Here is a 15,329-nt window from a genome sequence, read left to right as displayed (position 1 = left end):
TGTGTATAAGAGACAGCGTGGGCTCGGAGTTGTGTATAAGAGACAGCCTCGGCGCCACGCGCCGCGGCCCGGCCTTCGTCGGCGATCCAGGCGCAGGCCGCCGCCGCCGAGCCTGCCGCCGCGCACGTCGACCTGCCCCCGCCCGTCGTCGTCGCGGCGCCGGGGCCGCAATCCCCCGTTCCGCAACCCCCGGCCACGCCTTTCGTGCGCCCCGCCGCGCCCGACACCGAGGCGCCGATGAGCCGTCACGTTCCTGACCCGAGCTGAACCGGCGGGTTCAGCCGGGGTTCAGGCCAGGCGGACAGAATGCCGGACCAAGGGACTGACACCGGAGGACCTGATGAAACACCTGCTTTATGCCGCCGTGGCGCTGGCGACGATCGCCGCCCCCATGGCCGCCTCGGCCCAGCCGGGCGAGCGCCACGACGACCGGCGCGAACTGAACGACGACCGCCGCGACCTGCGCCACGACCGGCGCGACGCCGGCCGCGACGGCCGCATCGGACCCGGCGAACGGCGCGAGCTCGGCCGCGACCACCGCGAGATCAACAACGATCGCCGCGACCTGCGCTACGACCGCGCCCGCGCCGACAGCTGGCGGGGCCGCAGCGAATGGCGCGACTTCCGCGGCGTGCGCCCGGGCTACTGGTTCGCGCCGGGCTATGGCTATCGCCCGATCAGCCGTTACGGCTGGCGCCGGGGCGCCTACGTGCCCGCGCCCTACCGCGGCTACTACGTGCAGGACTGGGGCTACTACGGCCTGCGCGCCCCGCCCCCCGGCTACCGTTGGATCTACGCCGACGGCAACTTCGTGCTGATGGCGGTCGCCACCGGCCTGATCGCCGACCTGGTGATCCACGGCTACTAGGAATTCGGCCCCTCCCCCTCGCGGGGAGGGGTTCCTCCCGACCGGACGACGGCTAAGGTGTCTCCCAGGTCCGGGGAGTCGCCATGCGTCATCTGCCAATCATCGTCGCCCTGGCCGCAGCCTGCGCCCTGCCCGCCCTGGCGCAGACGCCGCCGCCGGCCAAGCCCGCGACGACAGCCGCGCCCGCTTCGGCCGCGGCGCCCCAGCGCACCCTGCTCTCCGTCAAGGACGTGATGCGCCACATCGTCAATCCGGCGGCCGAGACCTATTGGGCGCACTCCGGCGAGGTCGACGACGAGAAGGGCGCCAACGACCGCATCCCGACCTCCCAGGCCGACTGGAACATCTCCATCGACACCGCCGCCCAGATCGCCGAGGCCGGCAACCTGCTGATGATGGAAGGCCGCGCCCGCGACCCGAACGGGCCCTGGATGAAATACGCGATCGCGCTCAACAAGGCCGGGGTCGCCGGGATGGCGGCCGCCACGGCCCACGACCACGACAAGACCAACAACGCCGGCAACGACATGTACGACGCCTGTTTCCAGTGCCACGGCAGGTACATCCCGCGGCCGAAGGACAGCCTCTACAAGCACGACATCGACAAGGACCTGAAGGACGCCGGGGTGAAGGCGCCGAAGTAGGTCCCAAAGCTTCGGCATAGGGGGGAGACAACCATGCAGTTCGATCGCAGGCGGATGATCGCAGGCTCGCTGGCCGTGGCGGGCGGGAGCTGGTTTGCGCGCGAGGCCTGGGCCGCCGTCGCGACGGCCGCGCCGGAGAGTGTCGGATTTTCCAGCGCGGGGCTGGCGGCGCTCGACAGCGCCATGCACGGGCTGGTGGACACTCAGAAGCTCGCCGGCGTCACCACGCTCATCGCCCGGCACGGCAAGGTGGTGCACTTCGACGCCTACGGGAAGCGCGACCTCGACAGCGGCGCGCCCATGCAGAAGGACACCATCTTCCGCATCGCCTCGATGACCAAGCCGACGGTCGGCGTGGCGATGATGATGCTGTGGGAACAGGGCAAGTGGAAGCTCTCCGACCGGCTCGACCAGCACATCCCGGAGTTCAAGGGCCTGAAGGTGAAGGCCAAGGACGGGTCGCTGCAGGACATCAAGAGCCCGCAGACCATGGCCCAGATCATGAGCCACACCGCGGGTTTCGGCGTGAACGCCGACTACGAGAAGCTGAACTTCAGCCAGGGCGACCTGCAGGGGATGATCGCCAAGCTGGCCGCGCTGCCGCTCTACAGCCAACCGGGGACGGACTGGGCCTATGGCCCGGCGGTCAACATCCAGGGCTATCTGGTGGAGAAGCTGAGCGGGCAGAAGCTCGATGTGTTCATGGCCGAGCACCTGTTCGGACCGCTGGGGATGGCCGACACCGGCTTCTGGCAGCCGGCGGCCAAGGCCGACCGGATCGCCAAGATCAACACCTACAAGGACGGCAAGGTCGTCACCGCGCCCGGCCAGGGCGACCCGACCAGGAAGCCCAGCTTCATGTCCGGCTCCGGCGGGCTGACCTCGACCACCGAGGACTACTACAAGTTCTGCCAGATGATGGCGAACGGCGGCCAGGCCGGCGGGCGGCGCTACATCAAGGCCGAGACCGTCAAGCTGATGCGCAAGTCGGTGCTGCAGCCGGGCGTGATGGTCGACCTCTACGGGCCGGTGCAGCCGGGCCTGGGCTTCGGCCTCGACTTCGCGGTGATCGAGGACCCGTCGAAGGCGCCGACCCCGCAGGGCAAGGACACCTTCTACTGGGGCGGCGCCTTCGGGACCTGGTTCTGGATCGACCCGACCAACGACGTGGTCTTCGTGGGCATGATCCAGAACATCAACGGCTCGGTCCCGGGCGGCGGCACGCCGGCGGTCCGCGAGATCAGCCCGCGACTGACCTACGCGGCGCTGACCGACCCCAAGAAATAGCCGCCGTTCGCGCAAGGAGTCGCGGCCATGCTCTACCTGGTCCTCAAGGCCGCTATCTCGGGCGTGATCATCGCCATCGTCTCGGAGACCGCCAAGCGCTCCCCGGGCGCGGGCGCGCTGATCGCCTCCCTGCCGCTGGTCTCGATCCTGGGGATGATCTGGCTGTGGCGCGACACCCGCGATCCGGTGCGCATGGAGAGCCACGTGGGCGCGACATTCTGGTATGTGCTGCCGTCGCTGCCGATGTTCCTGCTGATCCCGGCGCTCCTGAAGCGCGGGGTCCCGTTCTGGGCGGCGCTGGCCGCCGGGTGCGTCCTGACCATCGCCCTCTACTTGGGCATGACCGCGATCGGCCCCAGGTTCGGGCTGCGGCTCTAGGCGCTTGAACCGCGCCGCGAAGCGCCTAGTTTAGGCGCTTCCGGGCCTACGCGGGCGCCCGGGCTGAGACGGTTCGCCGTCCAAGACCCGCTCCTTTCGATCCGGCCTCAACGCCGGACAGGAGCGCGGCATGACAAACGCCAAGTCCTACAAGATCGCTATCGTCTGGCGGGGCGACCGCCAGGCGCGCGCCGAAGCCACGGCGACCAATGGCCGGCTCTCGGCAGTCTTCGCGGCGCTGGCGCGGCAGGGGATCGCGGTGCAGCCGGCGGTCTGGTCGGAAGACCTGACCGAAGAGGTCCGCGAGCAGTTGCGGCGCGTCGACGGCGTGCTGGTCTGGGTGGATCCGATCTCGACCGCGACGGGCGAGCGGCGCGGGACCCTGGATGCGCTGCTGCGCGAGGCCGCAGCGGCGGGGCTGTTCGTCAGCGCCCATCCCGACGTGGCCGGCAAGATGGGCGTCAAGGCGGTGCTCCATCGGACGCGGACGCTGGGCTGGGGTGCTGACACCGAGCTCTATGAGACCCATGCGGCGTTCACGGAGGAATTCCCGGGGCGTGTCGCGGCGGGCCCGAGGGTCCTGAAGCAGAACCGGGGCAACGGCGGCATTGGGGTCTGGAAGGTCGAGCGGCTGGATGGAACAACGGTCCGCGTGCAGGAGGCGAAGGGCGCTCCGGAGCCGCGCACCGCGACGCTCGAAGCCTTCATGGCCGAGCGGGCGGCGGACTTCGAGGACGGCGGCCTGCTGGTCGACCAGGCATTCCAGCCGCGGCATCTGGAGGGGATGGTCCGCTGCTACATGTCGGGCGATCGGGTCGTCGGCTTCGGCCACCAGTTGGTGCGCGCCCTGGCGGCGCCGGAGGCCGGGCCGGCGGGACCGCGGCTCTATTCGAGGGCCAGCGACCCGCGGTTCCAGCGGCTGCGCGCGCTGATGGAGCGGGCCTGGACGCCGGGCCTCGCGCGCCTGCTGGACATCGCCCCCGACGCCCTGCCGGTGATCTGGGACGCCGACTTCCTGCTCGGGCCGCGCACGCCGGAAGGGGATGACAACTACGTGCTTTGCGAGATCAATGTCAGCTCGGTGTTTCCGGTCCCGGACGATGCGCCGGACGCCCTGGCCAAGACCACGCTGAGACGGTTGGCCGCCACCAGGGGCCCGCGCGGCGCCGCGACCTGACTTCACCCCAACGGAGGACCCCCATGTCTGAATCCAAGATCGACCGGCGCATGCTGCTGGGCGGCGCGGCGCTGGCCGGAGCGGCCGTCGCCGCAGCGGCGCGCGCGCAGCCGGCCCCCGCCGCGAGCTTTACGCCACAGCCCCTGCCCTTCGACCCGAAGGCCGTGCCCGGGCTCTCCGAGAAGCTGCTCACCAGCCACCACGACAACAACTACGTGGGCGCGGTGAAGCGGCTGGGCGTCATCCGCGCGACATTCGGCAAGCTCGACCCTGCGACCGCGCAAGGCTTCGAGATCAACGGGCTGAAGCGCGAGGAGCTGGTCGCCTGGAATTCGATGATCCTGCACGAGGTCTATTTCGCCGGCCTGACCGCGCCGGCCGCCCCCAGCGCCGGCCTGGCGCAGGCCGTGGAGCGGGACTTCGGCAGCCACGACCGCTGGGCGGCGGAGTTCTCGGGCATGGGCAAGGCCCTGGGCGGCGGCTCCGGCTGGGTGCTCCTGACCTACAGCCGCCGCGACGGGCGACTGGTGAACACCTGGGCGGCCGATCACACCATGACGCTCGCCGACGGCGCGCCGCTGCTGGCGCTCGACATGTATGAGCACGCCTACCAGATGGACTACGGCGCCAAGGCGGCCGCCTATGTCGACGCCGTGATGAAGGCGCTGTCCTGGCGTCACGCCAACGAGGCGTTCCGGCGCGCGAGCGCGGCCTGACGGCGGTCTATTTTCCCCAGGTCGCGAAGAGGCCGACGGCGGCGGCGGCCATGACGATCGTGGATATCCAACCGACCGTCTTCAAGATGCGACCCACCTGGAAGTCGCCCATCGCCGCCTTGTGGCTGGAGAGGTGCATCATCAGCACCATCACCGGCACGGCCACCACGCCGTTGATCACCGCGCTCCAGAACAGCGCCTTGATCGGGTCGATGGGGCTGTTGTTGAGCGCCACGCCGACCAGTGTGGCCACGGCGATCGCCGCATAGAAGGCCTTGGCGCGGCTGAGCTTGCGCGAGAGTCCGACGTGCCAGCCGAAGGTTTCGCCGAGCGCATAGGCGGAGGAGCCGGCCAGTACGGGAATGGCCAGCAGGCCCGTGCCGACGATGCCGATGGCGAAGATCACGAAGGCGGCCTTGCCGGCGATCGGCTCCAGCGCCTTGGCTGCGTCGGCGGACGTCTGGATGTTGGTGACGCCGTGAGCGTGCAGGGTGGCCGCCGTGGTCAGGATGATGAACAGGGCGACCGCGTTGGAGAAGCCCATGCCGACCCAGGTGTCGATGCGGATGCGGCGGAATTCCGTGGCCGCCTGCTCGGGCGCGCGCTCCAGGGGCTTGGCCTCATCGCGCTCCTTGACCTCCTCGACCTCCTCCTCCGCCTGCCAGAAGAAGAGGTAGGGGCTGATGGTGGTGCCGAGGATGGCGACGACGACGGTCATATATGCCGGCGTGAAGCTGATCTGCGGGATCACCAGGCTCCTGGCGACCTCGCCCCAGGGCATCTTCACGACGAACACCACGCCCACATAGGCGAAGAGCGAGAGCGTCAGCCACTTCAGGATCGAGACGTAGCGCGAGTAGCGGGAGAACACCTCCAGCAGCACCGTGACGAGGCCGAAGAGCGCCACATAGACGAGCTGCGGGCCGCCGATCAGCAGCTTCAGCGCCGCCCCCATGGCGCCCAGGTCCGCCCCCAGGTTGATGACGTTGGCGACCAGCAGCAGCAGCACGATCGAATAGACCAACGGCGCCGGATAATGCTTCTTGAGGTTGCCGGCGATGCCGCGCCCGGTGACGCGTCCGATGCGCGCCGCGATCTCCTGGATGGCGCACATCAGCGGCCAGGAGAACAGCATCACCCAGGTCAGGCCGAAACCGAACTGGGCGCCGGCCTGGGAATAGGTGGCGATGCCGCTGGGATCGTCGTCCGAGGCGCCGGTGATCAGGCCGGGGCCCAGCACCTGCAGCAGCTTCGGGCGCTCCGGCTGTTTGACATCCTCGTGGGGATTGGGAGCCGCGGCGTCGTCGTTCATGGAAATCCTGTCCCCCTGAATTTCCGAGCGTAACGCCGCCGCCGACCTAAGGCTCCGCCTTATTGCGAGGGATTGGAATCGCCTATTTCACAGTGAAGGCGAAGGCGCCGTCGGTGGTGTGGCCATCGGGGGTCTTCATCTTCCAGGAGACCTTGTAGGCGCCGGGCGCGGGGGCGGCGGCGAAGGGCACGTGGACGACGCGCTTGTCCTTGGCGTCGAGCACCAGCTTGCCGGTGGCGACGGCCGCGCCGCCGGGGCCCGCGACGGTGACGCTGGAGGCCTCGGGCACGATGGTCTCGCTATACTGCAGCTTCAGTTCCTTGGGCGCGGCGACGGTGGACCCGGCCTTGGGCGCGCCCACGATCAGGCGGGCGTGGGCGGAAGCCTGGCTGGTGACGGCGAGGGCCAGGGTGGCGGCGGTGAGCACGAGGGCGTGGCGCATGGGGTTTCCTCTTTGATGTCGAGCTTGGCGGGAGGGTGTGGCGGCTAGAAGGCGTAGGTCATCCGGGTCATCGGGGGCGGGATGGGGCGCGGAATTGCGCGAGGTCGAGGCCTATGCGCCGCCAACCCAGCCAGACGCCGGTCCCGACGCCGAAGGTGACGAGGCTGAGCAGGACGAGGGTGACGGCGGCCCAGGCGGCGCCGCGCCGGAAGCCCGGCACGAAATCGAAGCGGTGCAGGCCTTCGTGCAGCCACCGGTAGCCCTTGGCCTGGGCGTCGATGGCGGCGACCGGCGCACCGGAGCGCGGGTCGAGGTAGTAGCGGCGGCCGTCGGCCATCAGCACGCGCCAGACCGGCAGGGTCACGGCCTCGTGGTGGCTGAAGTAGTAGGCGTCCTCGTGGGTCAGCAGGCCCTGGGCGGCGACCGCGCCCAGGCGCCGGCCGGCTGCGGCGAGATCGGCTGCGCTGGCGGGAGCCGGCCGGCCGGTGGGGCCGAGGCGGGTGTCGCCGGCCAGGACAAAGGCGCGCCCATCGAACGGAATGAGCCGCACCTGGGCCACGGCGGGCGCGTGGGCGGCGGCCGACTCCAGCGCGCCCTGCACCTCGGCGAAGGCCGGCGGCGGGCCTGCGATCCGCCCCGGGGCGGGGTCGTCGGGGCTTTCCAGGAAACCCCAGGGGTTCATCGAGACGAGGCCGCTCGCCGCCCAGGTCAGGGTCAGGATCCCGGTCGCGAGGCCCGTGAGATGGTGCCAGGTCATCAGCCCGCGGAATGGCGAGAGGCGCTTGTCGCCGAAGGGGCGCCAGGCCATCAGCCCCAGGTAGAGGCCGGCCACGGTCAGGAAGACGCCGGCCAGCGAGGTCCAGATCACCACCTGGGTCCAGAGCTTCACGTTCTGGCGCAGCAGGGTCGGATAGAGCCAGTGCGGCACCGCGCCCAGCCAGTTCAGCGCCCGCGACGCGCCGGTCGTCCGCTGCACGACCTCGCCTGAGGTCTGCGAGACATAGATGTCGCTGGCCGCCTGATCGGCCAGGCGGACGCGCCAGAACGGGCGGCCGCGGTTGAACTCGCCGCTGACGGTCCACTGGTCGCGGACCACGGAGGCGACGGACGAAGGCCGGCCCCAGGCCTCGGCCACCACCAGGGCCTCGGCCCGTGTCGCGCCATTCAGGACATGGCCGTTGGAGAGGTCGATCAGCCGCCGCGACCCGTCGGCGAGCCGCAGCCGCAGGACCGGGCCCTCGGCGAGCTGTTCGATGGTGGCGGCGCGCACCGCGGCATCGGCCGGCGCGGCCCCGGCGATGACGCAGCAGTGCGACCAGTCGATGCGCGGCAGGCGGGCCAGCCGCTCGTCCTGGCTGACGCTCGGATAGGGGACGAACAGCATCACCGCGCCACTCAGGCACCAGAGGAGCATGAGGGCGCCCAGCACCACGCCCAGGTAGCGGTGCGTGACCACGAGCCAGCGCGGCGCCCAGGCGGTGCGCCGGGGCCGCGCCGGGGGGTTGGCGTCAGAAGCTGTAGCTATAGGTGGCATGCAGGGTTCGCGGGACGCCTCGGGCGTGGACGACGTAGGACGCGCCGCCCACGTCGCGGGAGGCCCGGCTGAGGCGCGTCGCGTAGTCTTCGTCGAGCACATTCTCCAGGCTGACGTTGATCCGCTGGCGGTCGCCGGGGCCGAAGGTCAGGTAGGCGGTGAGGTCGACGACCGTGTAGTGGCCGTGCTGGATGGGCCCGAAGCCGCCGGAGACGGTGTCGAAGACGCTGCCCACATAGTTGACGCTGGCCAGGCCGCCGAAGCCGCGGCCTTCCGGATGGAAGTCGAGCAGCGCCTGTGCGGTGTCCTCGGGCACGCGGTCGAGCTGCAGGGACGAGCCCTTCTGGCGGGTCCGCGAGTGGGTGTAGGACCCCTGCAGGGACACCGACGGGTTCACGTCCAGGTGGCCGACGAGTTCGAAGCCGCTGGCGGTGACCTTGCCGGGCAGGTTGATGAAGGTGAAGACGTCCGGGTCCGGCGTGTCGCCCGACAGGTCGATCAGGTTCTTGGTCTCGCGGTGGAAGCCGATGACTTCCCAGCCCCAGCCGGTTCCCTCGCCGCCGATGGACCCGCTGAGGTTGGTGGCGGTCTCCGGCCTCAGGTTGGGATTGCCGATCTCTTCGTTGTTGATCGGGTCGTTGGCGAACAGCGACTCCGCGTCGGGCAGGCGGAAGGAGGTGCCGGTCGCGCCGCGCACGAAGAGGTTCGGGGTGACGTCATACTGGCCGGAGACGTTCCAGACCGTGACGCCGTCGCCGTTGTCGGGCGAATTGTAGCGCAGGCCGGCGGCCAGGTGGGTGTTGGCGATCAGGTCAGGGGTCAGCCGGATCTGGCCGAACACCGCCTGGGTCTGTTCCTTCTGCTGGGCGATGATCAGCACGTCGTCGCGGCCGCCGTAGCGCTGCAGGTCGTAGCCGAGATAGGTCTCGACCCCGGCGGCGGGCACATACTTGGCCATGGCGTTCACGCCGTAGTCGTTGAAGCCCCAGAACTCGTGGGCGTCCACGTGGTCGAAGCCGCCGCCCGGGACATTGTCGACCTCGTCGTAGTGGCTGCGCCACCAATGGTCGTAGGCCTTCACGAAGAACTGCAGCTTGTCGTTGACCGTCCAGTCGAGCTTGGCCCAGCCGATGTCCTCGTTGCGGTCGTTGATGGCGCGGGCGGCCCGCACCGGGCGGATCGAGTCCACGTAGCCTTCGGTGTGCTGGTAGCTGGCGCTGAACCGCACGTCGGGGGTGAAGTCGTAGGCGTATTTCGCCCCGACGCTGGTCAGGCGGTAGCCGCGGTGGCGGTCCGTGCCGCTCGGCTGGTAGTCGGCGTCCGGAAAGGGCTGGAAGCCCTTGGACTCGTCATAGGAGGCGTAGGCCACGATCTTCGAGCCGCCGATCGCGCCGGAGATGTAGCCGTTGGCGGTGACGCTGTCGTTGGTGTCGCCGCCGATCGAGAGCCGGCCCGCCGTCATGTCGGTGAACGGGCGGCTGACGATATTGATCACGCCGGCCACCGCCGAGGTGCCGAAGAACAGGCCCTGCCCGCCGTCCAGCACCTCGATGTGGTCCACCATGTGGGCGGGGATGGTGTCGAGCGGCGGGGTGGTGTTGTAGAGCCGGTTGGAGATTCGGACCCCATCGAAGAGATAGAGGATCTCGTTCTGCCGCGAGCCCTGGATCGAGGCGAAGTTGTAGGAGAACGGTCCGTTCTGGGGCGCGAAATAGAGGCCGGGCACGGCCTTCGAGAGGATGCCGCCGACGTCCGACAGATTGAGCAGTTCGATCTGGCGCGACGTCACCACGTCCATGCGGTTGCCGTACTTGGAGAGCTGGGTCGGCACTGTCTCTTCAAGACCGCCGGTCACCACCAGCTCCGACACCGTCGCGGCGTCCGCGGCGCGGGCGCTCTGGACGCCGATCGCCAGGGCGGCTGTGGTGGCGACGAGCACGAGTTTTCCCGCTGCGCTCACGCGCATCGAATGGATCATTGGGTATCCCCTTGGATTGATGGGGCGGCGGCGCCCCCCTGGGCCGCCTTCACCGCCCGAGGGCGTCAGGTTACTTGGGGTCGTCCGGCTGCGGGACGTGCGCGACCTTTTGTTGCGCGGCTTCCGGGTGCGCGGCCAGGTACTGCTGCTGCTTGGCGGCGATGTCGGCCGGCCAATCCTGCAGGGTCCCTGCGGGGCGCCCGCCAGCCTTGACGAGGGGGCCAATCAGGTACTCCGCGTGGCAGGCCGTGCAGACCAGGTAGAGTTTCGCGCCTTCCGTGTAGATGGCGTCCTTGTCGCGCTTATCCACGGCGGCTTTCAACAGGATCGATTGCGCGGTGAGCTGCTGGGCGAACTTGTAGAAGTCGGCTTCCGGAGCTCGTGGACGCCCAGGCAACTGCAGGGCGTTTCCCGCCTCGATCAGCACCGCGGCCTGCGACTGCATGGCCTGCCAGCCGGCCTCGGTTGTCGGCGTGTTGTCCTTGACGCCCGCGGCGGTTTCCACGGTGCCGGAAGCGGCCCAAAGGGCGTCTGAGTTCGGATCCACGACGTTGGCCATGAACGCCTTCAGGTCCAAGGCTTCAGTATTGTACTTCGCAGGATTGGCCGGCGGCTTCGGCTGGCAGGCCAGCAGCAGCGAGAGCGGCAGGGCGGCGCAGGCCGCAAAGGTCACAAGGCGCTTCAAGATCGACTCCCCGACATTCTGACTGATCCAACCCATACTTTGCCATTCGCCCGCACGTCCGGTTAAATACGGTCTCCTGGGGGTTACAGAAGGTTACAACGGCATTGTCCCAAGCGGGCGGCGAGGGTGCGGGCGACGATATCGCCGAACTGGCGGCGCGGTTGCGCGCCCGCCAGGCGCTGGGTCGTTCCGACGGATTGAACCGGCTGTTCGACTACCTGGTCAGGAGCGCGCTCGGCGGCACGCGGCCCAAGGAGCTCGAGGTCGCCGCCGCCGTGTTCGGGCGCGGCTCGTCCTTCGACGGCTCGCAGGACGCCTCGGTGCGGGTCGCGGTGCACCGCCTGCGCCGCAAGCTCGACGACTTCTACGCCGGTGACGGCCGCGACGAGCCCGTGCGCCTGAGCATCCCGCGCGGCGAGTACCGGATGATCGCCGAGCCGCGGCCGGAGGAGGCCCGCGCCGCGCCGCCCGCGCGCGCCTGGTGGAAATACGCCGCCGCCGCGATCGCATTGCTGGCGGCGCTCAACGCCGCGATCTGGGCGGTCTTCTGGACGACGCACGGGACCGAACGGTCGGTCGCCCAGGCGCAGGGCAGCGCGCCCTGGGCGCCGCTGCTGAAGGCTCAGCCGGCGACGCTGCTGGTGATCGGCGACTACTACATCTTCGGCGAGATCGACGAGCGGGCCGGCGTCAACCGGTTGGTGCGCGAATACGGCATCAACAGCCGCGAGGATCTCGACGCCTGGCTGATGGACAACCCCAAGGCCATGGGCAGCTACCGCGACCTCGACCTCTACTACCTGCCGGTGGGGGCGGCGTTCGCGCTGCGCAGCATCGTGCCGATCGTCTCGCGCGGCGCGGCGCACGCCGAGGGGCTGCACGTGGTGATGGCCTCCGACCTGACTCCCGAGATGCTGAAGCGCAACAACATCGTCTACCTGGGGTATCTGAGCGGCCTGGGCGTGCTGCGCGAGCCGGTGTTCGCGGGTTCGCGGTTCACGATCGGCGAGACCTATGACGAGCTGGTCGACGCCAAGACCCGCCGGACCTACGTCAGCCAGGAGGGCGGACCGAGCCAGGGCGACACCTCGCGCCGCGACTATGGCTACGTCACCGCCTTCAAGGGCCCCTCCGGCAACCGGATCGTGGTGATCGCCGGCGACCGCGACACCGGCCTGATGCAGGCCGCCGAGGCGCTGGCGAGCCCCGACGCCCTGAAGGCGCTGGCCAAGGCCACCGGCGGCGCGGACAGCTTCGAGGCGCTTTACGAGGCCCAGGGCATCGGCCGCTCCAGCCTGGGCGGGCGGCTGATCCTGGCGGCGCCGCGCTCCGGCGTGAACCCCTGGACCTCGCAGACCAACCTGCGGTTCCCGGCCGGCTGAGCCGTCCCTGCCGGCGGTCCTGAGCTTCCTCGCCGCCTGAACCCAGTGCGCCTCACCGACTCTCGTTCGGCCATTTGACAAGCCAAGCCATGGGCGTATTGTATGAGTGTATGCATACACAGGCCCAAATCCTGGCGGCGCTGCGGCTCGGAGACACCGGGGTCCCGATCTATGTGCAGCTGCGCGAACAGTTCCTGCGGGCGATGGGCGCCGGCCTGATGACTCCGGGCGACCAGATGCCGACCATGCGCCAGGTGGCGGTGGAGCTGAAGGTCGACCTCAACACCGTGCGCCGCGCCTATGAGGAGCTGGAGCGGCTGGGCGCCGTCACCCTGGTCCGCGGGCGCGGCAGCTTCGTCGCCGAGCCGCCGCCGGCCATGGAAGGCCACGCCCAAGAGACCCAAACCGACAACCTGGCGCGCCAGACCCTGGCCGCCGCGGCGGCCCTGGGGGTCGACCCCCAGGCGCTCGCCCAACGCATCGCGGCGCTCGCCGCCGACAAGGAGAAGATCTGATGAGCATGCCTGGCTTCACGATGAACCTGCCCGGCCAGAGGGCGCGGGGCGGCAATCCGACGGCGGTGCTGATCGCCTTCGTCTTGCTGGGCCTGGCCGGCGTGGCGGTCGAGGAAGGCGCGCGGCAGGACACCTACGTCCTCTTCTGGCTGGCCGGCCTGCTGGCGCTGATCGGGGTCCTGATCCCCTCGTCCCTCAAGATGGCCAACCACTGGGAGCGGGCGGTCGTGCTGCGGCTCGGGCGGCTGCAGAGCATCTCGGGACCCGGCCTGTTCATGATCGTGCCGGTGATCGACCAGGTGGTCTACTGGCTCGACCAGCGCATCCAGACCACCGAGTTCAACGCCGAACAGGCGCTCTCCAAGGACACCGTGCCGGTGGACGTGGACGCGGTGGTGTTCTGGCAGATCCACGATCCGGAGCGCGCCGCGCTGGAGATCACCGACTACCGCTCGGCCATCGCCCGGGTGGCCCAGACCTCGCTGCGGGAGATGGTCGGCTCTTCCCTGCTCTCGACCCTGCTCTCGGACCGCAAGCACGGGGACGAGCTGTTGCGCGAGGAGATCGGGCGCAAGACCGCCGACTGGGGGGTGACCGCCATCTCCGTCGAGATCCGCGACATCGGCGTGCCGGCGGCCCTGCAGGACGCCATGAGCCGCGAGGCCCAGGCGCAGCGCGAGGCCGCCGCCCGCATCCATCTGGGCCAGGCCGAACTGGCGGTGGCGCAGAAGTTCGTGGAGGCCGCCGACATCTACGCCCAGAGCCCCACGGCCCTGCAGCTGCGGGCCATGAACATCATCTACGAGACGACGAAGGAGCGCGGCGCGACGATCCTGATCCCCTCGGCCATGGTCGACTCCATGAACCCGGGCGGTGTCCTCGGCCTGGCCCAGGCGGCGCTGACAGCGCAGGCCCAACCGGCCCGGGCCGAACCGATGATCGCCCAGCCGGCGCCTCGCGCGGTGGCGCGCCCCGCCCGCAAGCGCCGCCGGCCGACCGACTAGGGGACCGGGGCGATGGTGCGCAAGCTGACGGTGTGGATCGCCTCGCTGACCGTGGCGGTGCTGATGATGGTCCTGGTGCTGGCGGGCGCGGCGAAAGCCCAGGACCTGGCCGGCGACTGGCACGGAACGCTGAAGAACAGCTTGGCCGAGCTGCGGATCGGCCTGGAGATCACCAAGGCCGGCAGCGGCTACCAGGGGCGGATGATCAGTCCCGACCAGGGGCCCGCCTGGCTGCCGCTCGACGCCGTGACCCTGGAGGACGGCCACCTGACGTTCTCCGGCGCGCGGATCAACGGCCGCTACGAGGGCTGGTGGGATGATGTGCAGTCCGCTTTCGTCGGCCAGTGGACCCAGGGTGAGGCCCTGCCGCTGGTGTTCACGCGCGGCAAGCCGCCGGAGCGGCTGCGGCCGCAGACGCCGAAGCCGCCGTTCCCGTATCGGGCCGAGGAGGTGAGCTTCGAGAGCGCGCCGGGCGTGCGGCTGGCGGGCACGCTCACCCTGCCCCCGGGCAAGGGCCCCTTCCCGGCCGCGGTGCTGATCACCGGCTCCGGCGCGCAGGACCGCGACGAAGCCATCATGGGCCATCGGCCGTTCATGGTGCTGGCCGACGCCCTGACCCGGCGGGGGATCGCGGTGCTGAGGACCGACGATCGCGGCTTCGCCAAGTCCACCGGCGACTTCGCCAAGGCGACCAGCGAGGACTTCGCCGCCGACACCGCCGCGGGCGTCGCGTACTTGCGCGGGCGCAAGGAGATCGACGGCAAGCGGGTCGGGCTGATCGGCCATTCGGAAGGCGGCATGATCGGGCCGCTGGTCGCGGCCGCCGATCCGCAGATCGCCTTCGTGGTGATGCTGGCCGGGCCCGGCGTGCCGACCCGCGAGCTGATGACCGCCCAGCGCGAGGCGGTGGGCCGGACCGCCGGGGTCTCCGCCGAGGCCATCGCGCGCAACGAGGTGACCATGGGCCGGGTCGAGGCCGCCCTGGCGCAGCCCAAGGACTGGGACCAGGCCCAGGCCGACGCTGCCAAGGTGCTGACCGAGGCCGGCATGCCGGCCTCGGGTGCGACCACCACGATCCGGCAGCTGGGTTCGCCCTGGTACAAGTGGTTTATCGCCTACGACCCCAGGCCGACGCTGCGTCAGTTGCGCTGCCCGGTGCTGGCGCTCGACGGCGACAAGGACGTCCAGGTGGTCTCCAAACAGAACCTGCCGGCGATCCGCGAGGCCCTGAAGGACAACCCGAAGGCCGAGGTCGTCGAGCTGCCCGGCCTCAACCACCTGTTCCAGAGCGCCGACACCGGCGCGCCCAGCGAATATGCCCGGATCGAGGAGACCATCTCGCCCACGGCGCTCGGCCTGATCACCGACTGGGTGGCCAGGACGACGGGACATTGACGATGAGTATTA

The 15,329-nt window shown here is 69.9% G+C and carries 15 protein-coding genes; 10 read left to right on the top strand and 5 right to left on the bottom strand.

Annotated elements, in window-relative coordinates; translation table 11 throughout:
- Nucleotides 1-340: 340 nt before the first annotated feature.
- From ACESMY_RS08130 to ACESMY_RS08105, 6 genes are all read left to right on the top strand, one after another.
- On the top strand, nt 341-868 hold the full coding sequence (locus tag ACESMY_RS08130; RefSeq protein ID WP_372784045.1) for an RcnB family protein: 528 nt from the start codon (nt 341-343) through the stop codon (nt 866-868).
- A gap of 83 nt (nt 869-951) precedes the next feature.
- A complete protein-coding gene (locus ACESMY_RS08125; RefSeq protein ID WP_372784043.1) occupies nt 952-1,512 on the top strand; it encodes a hypothetical protein in 561 nt (186 codons plus the stop codon).
- Between the two features lie 33 nt (nt 1,513-1,545).
- Nucleotides 1,546-2,799: a serine hydrolase domain-containing protein gene (locus tag ACESMY_RS08120; protein ID WP_372784041.1), complete on the top strand. Its 1,254-nt coding sequence runs from the start codon at nt 1,546-1,548 to the stop codon at nt 2,797-2,799.
- 27 nt (nt 2,800-2,826) lie between these two features.
- Nucleotides 2,827-3,177 carry a DUF3147 family protein gene (locus ACESMY_RS08115; RefSeq protein ID WP_372784039.1) on the top strand — a complete coding sequence of 117 codons (351 nt, stop codon included), beginning with the start codon at nt 2,827-2,829 and terminating at the stop codon, nt 3,175-3,177.
- Between the two features lie 130 nt (nt 3,178-3,307).
- Nucleotides 3,308-4,354 carry a Cj0069 family protein gene (locus ACESMY_RS08110; RefSeq protein WP_372784037.1) on the top strand — a complete coding sequence of 349 codons (1,047 nt, stop codon included), beginning with the start codon at nt 3,308-3,310 and terminating at the stop codon, nt 4,352-4,354.
- 23 nt (nt 4,355-4,377) lie between these two features.
- Complete coding sequence (locus ACESMY_RS08105) at nt 4,378-5,070, top strand: superoxide dismutase (RefSeq protein WP_372784035.1); 693 nt, start codon at nt 4,378-4,380, stop codon at nt 5,068-5,070.
- A 7-nt stretch (nt 5,071-5,077) separates the two neighbouring features.
- Here ACESMY_RS08105 and ACESMY_RS08100 read toward each other — a convergent pair whose 3' ends face one another.
- The 5 genes from ACESMY_RS08100 to ACESMY_RS08080 form a co-directional block, all read right to left on the bottom strand.
- Nucleotides 5,078-6,382, bottom strand: a complete 1,305-nt coding sequence (locus ACESMY_RS08100; RefSeq protein ID WP_372784033.1) for an NRAMP family divalent metal transporter — start codon at nt 6,380-6,382, stop codon at nt 5,078-5,080.
- 82 nt (nt 6,383-6,464) lie between these two features.
- Nucleotides 6,465-6,824, bottom strand: coding sequence for a copper resistance protein CopC (locus ACESMY_RS08095; protein ID WP_372784032.1), 360 nt, complete (start codon nt 6,822-6,824; stop codon nt 6,465-6,467).
- 67 nt (nt 6,825-6,891) lie between these two features.
- Entirely contained in the window at nt 6,892-8,358 is a 1,467-nt protein-coding gene (locus ACESMY_RS08090) for a PepSY domain-containing protein (RefSeq protein WP_372784030.1), read from the bottom strand.
- Nucleotides 8,333-10,336 carry a TonB-dependent receptor plug domain-containing protein gene (locus tag ACESMY_RS08085; protein WP_372784028.1) on the bottom strand — a complete coding sequence of 668 codons (2,004 nt, stop codon included), beginning with the start codon at nt 10,334-10,336 and terminating at the stop codon, nt 8,333-8,335. Before ACESMY_RS08085 ends, ACESMY_RS08090 begins: the two co-directional genes overlap by 26 nt.
- Before the next feature lie 70 nt (nt 10,337-10,406).
- Nucleotides 10,407-11,021 (bottom strand): hypothetical protein, encoded by a 615-nt coding sequence (locus tag ACESMY_RS08080; protein ID WP_372784026.1) that lies wholly within the window; start codon nt 11,019-11,021, stop codon nt 10,407-10,409.
- A gap of 104 nt (nt 11,022-11,125) precedes the next feature.
- Between ACESMY_RS08080 and ACESMY_RS08075 the strand changes: the two genes are divergently transcribed.
- The 4 genes from ACESMY_RS08075 (at nt 11,126) to ACESMY_RS08060 (ending at nt 15,317) form a co-directional block, all read left to right on the top strand.
- Nucleotides 11,126-12,403 (top strand): hypothetical protein, encoded by a 1,278-nt coding sequence (locus ACESMY_RS08075; protein ID WP_372784024.1) that lies wholly within the window; start codon nt 11,126-11,128, stop codon nt 12,401-12,403.
- Nucleotides 12,404-12,513: 110 nt separating this feature from the next.
- Entirely contained in the window at nt 12,514-12,918 is a 405-nt protein-coding gene (locus ACESMY_RS08070) for a GntR family transcriptional regulator (RefSeq protein ID WP_372784022.1), read from the top strand.
- The gene (locus ACESMY_RS08065) at nt 12,918-13,922 is read left to right on the top strand and encodes an SPFH domain-containing protein (RefSeq protein ID WP_372784020.1); all 1,005 of its coding nucleotides are present in this window, start codon (nt 12,918-12,920) and stop codon (nt 13,920-13,922) included. The genes ACESMY_RS08070 and ACESMY_RS08065 overlap by 1 nt, the downstream gene beginning before the upstream one ends.
- A 12-nt stretch (nt 13,923-13,934) precedes the next feature.
- A complete protein-coding gene (locus ACESMY_RS08060; RefSeq protein WP_372784018.1) occupies nt 13,935-15,317 on the top strand; it encodes an alpha/beta hydrolase family protein in 1,383 nt (460 codons plus the stop codon).
- The last annotated feature ends 12 nt before the right edge of the window (nt 15,318-15,329 follow it).

Source organism: Phenylobacterium sp. (genome assembly GCF_041691455.1).
Lineage (GTDB): Bacteria > Pseudomonadota > Alphaproteobacteria > Caulobacterales > Caulobacteraceae > Phenylobacterium.
This window is presented reverse-complemented; position numbering and strand designations above follow the sequence as displayed.

What these genes read in the sequence shown, in the direction of transcription:
- ACESMY_RS08070 (WP_372784022.1), top strand. Translation starts at nt 12,514, where the DNA reads ATGCATACACAGGCCCAAATCCTGGCGGCGCTGCGGCTCGGAGACACC.
- ACESMY_RS08095 (WP_372784032.1), bottom strand. Translation starts at nt 6,824, where the DNA reads ATGCGCCACGCCCTCGTGCTCACCGCCGCCACCCTGGCCCTCGCCGTC.
- ACESMY_RS08110 (WP_372784037.1), top strand. Translation starts at nt 3,308, where the DNA reads ATGACAAACGCCAAGTCCTACAAGATCGCTATCGTCTGGCGGGGCGAC.
- ACESMY_RS08105 (WP_372784035.1), top strand. Translation starts at nt 4,378, where the DNA reads ATGTCTGAATCCAAGATCGACCGGCGCATGCTGCTGGGCGGCGCGGCG.
- ACESMY_RS08115 (WP_372784039.1), top strand. Translation starts at nt 2,827, where the DNA reads ATGCTCTACCTGGTCCTCAAGGCCGCTATCTCGGGCGTGATCATCGCC.
- ACESMY_RS08130 (WP_372784045.1), top strand. Translation starts at nt 341, where the DNA reads ATGAAACACCTGCTTTATGCCGCCGTGGCGCTGGCGACGATCGCCGCC.
- ACESMY_RS08100 (WP_372784033.1), bottom strand. Translation starts at nt 6,382, where the DNA reads ATGAACGACGACGCCGCGGCTCCCAATCCCCACGAGGATGTCAAACAG.
- ACESMY_RS08085 (WP_372784028.1), bottom strand. Translation starts at nt 10,336, where the DNA reads ATGATCCATTCGATGCGCGTGAGCGCAGCGGGAAAACTCGTGCTCGTC.
- ACESMY_RS08120 (WP_372784041.1), top strand. Translation starts at nt 1,546, where the DNA reads ATGCAGTTCGATCGCAGGCGGATGATCGCAGGCTCGCTGGCCGTGGCG.
- ACESMY_RS08060 (WP_372784018.1), top strand. Translation starts at nt 13,935, where the DNA reads ATGGTGCGCAAGCTGACGGTGTGGATCGCCTCGCTGACCGTGGCGGTG.
- ACESMY_RS08125 (WP_372784043.1), top strand. Translation starts at nt 952, where the DNA reads ATGCGTCATCTGCCAATCATCGTCGCCCTGGCCGCAGCCTGCGCCCTG.
- ACESMY_RS08090 (WP_372784030.1), bottom strand. Translation starts at nt 8,358, where the DNA reads ATGCCACCTATAGCTACAGCTTCTGACGCCAACCCCCCGGCGCGGCCC.
- ACESMY_RS08065 (WP_372784020.1), top strand. Translation starts at nt 12,918, where the DNA reads ATGAGCATGCCTGGCTTCACGATGAACCTGCCCGGCCAGAGGGCGCGG.